Below are 2,434 nucleotides of genomic sequence, written 5' to 3'. Positions count from 1 at the left end.
GCAATTATATATTTAGCCGCTCCTTCTCTTAAAAATCGTAACTCCTGATAAATAAAGGAAGAAAATCTTCTTCTCTCTCACTAATAGCCATGGAATCGTAGGAAAAACTACCGCTTCGAAATCGCTGATTCCTTAAAAAGGAACAGGAAGGCTGTTTTAACCGTCGTCCAAAAGTAGCCACACCCAAGAGTAAGATAGACTATCCTTTACCTTTCCTTATTTGGATTGGAATTCTGTTATTTATGATGAAGGTGGAGTCTCGCAGACAGATTAACTTTCAGTTTAACACTAAAGAGTTTATCGAAAATCTGAACCTTTTAGCTAATGATAACTTAGACAAAGTAGCTCATGATTGCACTTTGGCTTATTTATTGGAAAGATTAGTTATAGGGTCGATTAGTAAGTTAAGGCGGAGGATGATTAATCGGCTTATCAGAATGAGGTGTTTAGAAAGACTTAGGTTACTGGGAAGATATTATTTAATAACCATAGATGGGACAGGACATTTACTTTTCAAAGAGAGGCATTGTGAACACTGTTTAGTGACAAAGATTAATGGTAAAGAATATTACTACCATAATGTTTTGGAGGCTAAGCTGGTAGGAGCCAATGGGTTGGCTTTATCTATCTTAAGCGAATTTATAGAAAACCCTAATGAAAAATATGATAAACAAGATTGTGAACTTAAGGCATTTTATCGCCTGGCTGAAAATCTCAAAAGAGACTTTCCCCAATTACCTATCTGTTTGTCATTAGATAGTCTTTATCTAAAGAAACCTGTTTTTGATATCTGTAAGGAGAATAAGTGGAAATATATAATTACTTTTAAGGAAGGCTCTATGCCAGCCACTTATGCGGAGTATATCTCATTAAAATCCTTATGCCCGGAGAATATTGCTCACTTAAAAAGAGATGAAATAGAGCAAGATTATCATTGGGTTAACGATATTGATTATCAAGATCATCTTTTAGGAGCCCTGGAATGTAATGAATTAAAACCAGGTAAGGATAATAAGAAAGAACATTCCAGATTTGTCTGGATAAGCAATCTGGAAATTAATAAAGCTACTTTTAAAGAAATAGCTCAAGGAGGGAGGTTAAGATGGAAAACTGAAAACGAAGGCTTTAACACACAAAAAAACGGGGGGTATAATATGGAACACGCCTACAGCCAGGATGAACTGGCTGCAAAAAACTTTTATCTTTTACTTCAGATTGCCCATATCATCAACCAATTGATGGAAAAGGGCAGTCTCCTTAAGGAAGAAGATATCCAAAAAGTCTTCGGTAGCATTAGGAATATTGCCCGAAAACTTCTGGAAGACTTCAGAACCAAAGCCACCACTCTTGCCCACTTACAAAACCTACTTTCTGTTCCCTTTCAAATACGGTTTGATTGGTACTTTGATACCTCATGAAATAATCGGGTGTTCCATATTTACCCCCCATTCTATTTTACCATAAATTTGAGGAATTTGTCTACTCATTTTTGTGGTTACCCCCCCCTTTTTTTTCTATTTTTTCCCCTTATTTCCTCCTGATTTTTTCCCTCTACCAAACACTTTTGGCTGAATAAAAAAATTTTATTCTTCAGACCTGACTCCTGTAAAAAAGTATTGACAAGCGTTGAGGGTATATATTATACTATCTGAAAGGGTATCGGCGTTTGAGGTAAATGAAAGTATTTAATAAAGGGAAAAAGGAATTATAATCAAAGAGCTTTCGAAAAGATATGAAAGAAACAAAACATATTGAGTTTAAAAAATCAACCGGTGGAGTTTCGTTAATTTAAGGAGCCATTGAGGCTATTTGAATCCTTATCAATTTGTTTATTTTGCTCAAAGATGGCAAAATTAGGCTCAAAAGCCTGATGATTTTTTTGCAACTTATCCTTTGAAGTTGAGTTGATAAAAAATGCTTCACCTACTTTCTTCCCTTTGTGTCCTTTGCGTTAGTACTTTGTGCCCTTTGTGGTTTATCCTTTTTTAACCGCAAAGAACGCAAAGAAATCGACCGCAAAGAACGCAAAGATTAAAGGAGAAAGGAATCATAGAAAATTCACGAAACTCCAGAACCGATGAGTGGAAAGAAATTGTAGAAACGGTTTCTGCTTTTTCTAACACCGAAGAAGAATTTCGTTTTGATAAGCAAATTTGCAAGAATGCTAAAATATAGCACTGAGAGAATTAACCAGATTAAAAACACTAAACCTATTAACCCCAAAAGGCGTTGGAAGAGCAACCACCTATGTCCTTAAATGATGCGGTGAAGCAAACTGAATGCAAAATGTAACTATTCAGCCACTGATTGACACGGATATTTCCTAAGCAAAGTCAAGTACTTTTTTGACCCTTTTTGAAAAAGTTATCCACAGGCTTAAAAGGCCTTTAATTAGCACGGATAAATAGCAGAAGGCAGAGGGCAGAGGACAGAG

1 protein-coding gene is annotated in these 2,434 nt (G+C 35.7%); it reads left to right on the top strand.

The annotated features are described in order from the left end of the window. Positions 1 to 242: 242 nt before the first annotated feature. Positions 243 to 1,418: a transposase gene (locus tag AB1422_18865; protein ID MEW6621363.1), complete on the top strand. Its 1,176-nt coding sequence runs from the start codon at positions 243 to 245 to the stop codon at positions 1,416 to 1,418. Positions 1,419 to 2,434: the final 1,016 nt, after the last annotated feature.

This window comes from bacterium, from assembly GCA_040757115.1.
Classification (GTDB): Bacteria; UBA9089; CG2-30-40-21; order CG2-30-40-21; family SBAY01; genus JBFLXS01.
The sequence above is the reverse complement of the archived record's forward strand: the minus strand, read 5'-3'. Positions and strand labels throughout refer to the sequence as shown.